Here is a 3,769-nt window from a genome sequence, read left to right as displayed (position 1 = left end):
TGCACCAGCTCATCCCGCGAGTTTATGTGCGTTTTCGCGGTCAGATCGCCGGCGGCCAGACGCCGGCCGCTGCTGACCAGAGTGTGGACTGTCTGCCGTACCGACAGATAAAAGGCGGCAAATAGATAGACGGACAGCAAAGCCGTGGTGACGGCGATCACGACGACCAGACGGTTTTTAGCGTCAAAGGCGGCGATACGCTCCTCCAGCAAGCGATCCAGCGTGGGCAGAACCGCATCGTAGAGGGCGAACTGGGCGTCGATAGCGCGGGTTCCGGCGGCAAAATAGTCGGAAGGCGCCATCACGATGGAATCGTTGGAGATCAGCTCGTTCCACTGTAAATCCAGGAAAGTCTTGAGATGAGTGAGACTCTGTTCGAGACCGGCAGCCAGCGCGGGCTTGACCGACGAGTTGGTCTGGAAAACGACGTCCATGCCTCGCTCGATGGCGCGCTGATTTTCCAGGATAAGCGTGTTCAGCATGATCAGGCGGGATTTCTCGTCCGGGTCGTTCGCCTGGCGAGCGGCCATTCCGGTGCCCAAGCCCCGCGCCTGCCCCAGGTTCTCCATCAGGGCCGGAAGTTTGAGGATTGCGGCATCGGCGAGGTAGGCGCTATCGAGAACGGGATCCAGGACGAGATTGGAGGTCTCTCCGATGTGGCCGATCAGCCCCTGTAAGCCGGCGATCAGGGACGTGTGGGCGGCAAAATTTTCCTTCGCATCCGCGCCCGCGGATTGATTCGCAAGACGATTCCACGCTTGTTTCACGGCATTCCATCGGGTTGCGGTGTGCAACGTGGAATCCAGCCGACTGTCGATCTCGTTCACCGCGGCTTTAGCTTCCTCGATGCGGGCTCGCAAGGCCCGAATATCGTCATCGAAAGACCGGTCGCCGTTGAGTGCGGCGTAAACCATCCCACGGTGTTTCGGAAAATCCTGCAGCAAAGGCTGCAAAGCCTTCAGGTATTCCACACCGGACCGCTCTTCGCGGGCGAATGCGCTGCCGGCGTTCATTTCGACGATCAGCAGGTACAGGTAAACGGCAAGCGGCAGGACGAAGATCAAGCCGATGAACAGAAATTTATAAGGAAAGCGAAGATGGCTCAGCAAAACGATGGCTGGCCGAAGCACGTTGTACATGGATGTTCCCTTGCAATTAGGAGCTGTTTGCAGCCTGAGCGATCGTCGGGCAAAAAAAAGCGTCCAGCGGGGTCGTAATGACCGCCGATGGACGCCGTTGTCCGTTGATTCGTGCCCCGTTTAGCACTCCATGACGAGAATACATAATGCATGCCATGCGTAAGCGCAGAGAACCGGTCGACGCGATTACCCGGAATCGGGCCGATTGCGGGGAATATCTTGTATGCCAAGGACATACGGCAGCATATCGATCCGGCGCACAAAAATAGGGGAGCGCGCACCATAACGGGACACTCCCGAAAGCGATCACTCTCTTAGCAGCGGGAACTCACTCTGCGCATACGGGTTTGCATGTTCCTTTCGAAACTAGCCGTCGCGCCGTTTTTGGATGATTCGTCTCGGCGTGCAACTCCTTTCCCAAAGACAAGTCTCATTAACCAAACAAGCGCAGCAAGGAGCGGATTCCGCGCATCGAAAAACCGCGGCCATCGCTCGATCGCAACAGCAGGGATGAAGTCACATGAACAGCGATTACAGGAAAAGGACCGGCCTGGCAGCGATTCTCATGGGTGCCATCTTGGTCCCGGCCTTACAGGCGCCTTCGGCGTCCGCAAGGGCTCTCGGCATGGTGGCGGACAACACCACGGCTTCGGTCACGATATTCGATGCCGATACCGACACCGTACTGGGATCGGTGACCATAGCGACCGCCGGCCTGGCGATCGGTGACGTTCTCATCACGCCGGATCAGACCCGGGGATTCGTGACGAATTTCAACAGCGAAGTCTTCGTCATCGACCTGACCGCGTCGCCTCCCCGCCTCGCCGAAGGCACGAATCCGATTCCCATCGCCAACAATGGCGAGGATCTCTCGATCAGCCCCGACGGGAAGTTCCTGCTGGTGTCCGATGGCCTCTTCACTCAGCCGATCTCGGTCATCGACATCGCCAAACAGGCCGAGATCAGCACCTTGTCCGTGGGTACCGATACCAATTCGGTCGAGGTTTGCAGCGACGGCTCGGTACTGGCCACCTCGTCCGCCGATGCAACGGTGCGCCGGCTCACGCTCAGCGACACCGGGACCTTGAGAGATACCGGCGAGATGCTGTCTCTCGGTTTCGCCGAACCCAATAATGTCTTCTGCGCTCCGGACGGCGGATCGGGCCTCGTCATCGCCCGTGGCGCTCCCGAAATAACGTCGTTTGCGATTCCGGGACTGGAACGGGTCGACATGCGCGCATTATCCGGCACGTCCTCCGGGATTTCCGGTTTGGTCGACTTTGCAGAAGACCGGGCCTTTGCCCGGAGTAACGGCGAATCCCCGGGAGATGCGGGTTTCCTGGACGTCTATCGTTATGACGCCAAGAACGCGACCTTCAGCAACGAACCGCTGTTTTCGGTTCCGATTTCCAACGCTCCCGAATTCTACGGAATGGATCAGATGGCGCTGCATCCGAAGAAAGCGAAATTGTACGTCTCGCAACCCGATGCCTTGAGGGTGTACGACGCGAACACCGGGACCCTGCTGACGTCCATCACCGATCCCGGCATCGTGCAACCGACCGGCGTGACCGTGGCTAAGGATTTCTGCGAAGATCCTCCGCCTGGCGGGATGACTACGGAAGCCGACGCTCCGCAATGCTCCATGAAAAGCACCGGCTCTGCCGATCACCCGATCGACGGCGGCGATCAGGTCAAATAGTATCCCTGTGCGGTCAATCGTGAGCGACAGGTTTGCTTCTCGGCATGGCTCGTCCGATGGTGGGCGGAAGGATTGAACGAAATAAAAAGCCCGATTCTTGGAGCGATAGTGCTCGGCGAGCCCACTACAGCCGCCCGCTCTTTTTCAACCGGCGGATTACCATTTTGTGATAGAGACGAGCCAGCAGCGGGCGGATCGCCGGCAGTCCGATCAGCCAGGCCAAGGGTCTTAGAAACGCGACTCTCTCCAGCAATAGGATGTAAGCATCCAGCTCGGACGCGATCCGCCCGTTTTCGTCGCGGACATGCAGTTCGGTCAGGGCCTTGCGGGGATCGATGCCGATCTCGCGGAGTCTGTCCTCCCGTCCCGTGATATCGAACCAACAGACCCGCTCGCCGCTTTTTCCCGCCAGCCGCTCGTAGCGGCGGCGCTCCCGGACACAGCGCGGGCAGGCGCCATCGTAATAGACGGTGATCTTTCCCTGGTCTTCGTTCATGGATTCTGCCTCTTATTCCCAATCGCCTTCAATCAGGCATTCATGTTTGTAGGGTGGGTTAGCGAAGCGTAACCCACCGATTCAAGGTCGCCCGGTGGGTTACGCTTCGCTAACCCACCCTACGCAATGTTCACTCGGATGCCGAATGGAGTTAAAACCTGGTGGCCGACGGCAACGGGCGAGGCGACCCACAAGATCCGCCGGCACCCCCATCCCGTAGATTTCACCGTGGTTCCCCGGTAACCTTTCCTGAAACGCGCGGCAGTCGGTGCGTACTTAAGATAGGCGCATCCTCACCCGGATTCTGAGGAGGACTTCACCATGACGGAACCCGCTCCCATACGCGGACTTTGGTGTGCAACGCTGACGCCGCTCGGCCGGGACGGCGGCGTGGATCATGCGAGACTCGCCGCACTGGTGCGGGAACTGCTC

At 59.0% G+C, this 3,769-nt stretch carries 3 protein-coding genes; 1 reads left to right on the top strand and 2 read right to left on the bottom strand.

The window, feature by feature from the left end:
• A partial coding sequence (locus ABJK70_RS21675) for a nitrate- and nitrite sensing domain-containing protein (protein WP_347259101.1) occupies nt 1-1,139 on the bottom strand: 1,139 nt, incomplete at its 3' end.
• A 520-nt stretch (nt 1,140-1,659) separates the two neighbouring features.
• Here ABJK70_RS21675 and ABJK70_RS21670 point away from each other — a divergent pair.
• The gene (locus ABJK70_RS21670; protein WP_347259100.1) at nt 1,660-2,841 is read left to right on the top strand and encodes a hypothetical protein; all 1,182 of its coding nucleotides are present in this window, start codon (nt 1,660-1,662) and stop codon (nt 2,839-2,841) included.
• A gap of 124 nt (nt 2,842-2,965) precedes the next feature.
• On the opposite strand, the gene ABJK70_RS21665 is transcribed toward ABJK70_RS21670, so the two are convergent.
• The gene (locus ABJK70_RS21665; RefSeq protein WP_347259099.1) at nt 2,966-3,337 is read right to left on the bottom strand and encodes a DUF393 domain-containing protein; all 372 of its coding nucleotides are present in this window, start codon (nt 3,335-3,337) and stop codon (nt 2,966-2,968) included.
• Between the last annotated feature and the right edge of the window lie 432 nt (nt 3,338-3,769).

The sequence above is a fragment of the Methylocaldum sp. genome (assembly GCF_039794385.1).
GTDB lineage: Bacteria > Pseudomonadota > Gammaproteobacteria > Methylococcales > Methylococcaceae > Methylocaldum.
Note: the sequence above shows the minus strand (reverse complement) of the source record. Positions and strands in the feature narration are given on the sequence as shown.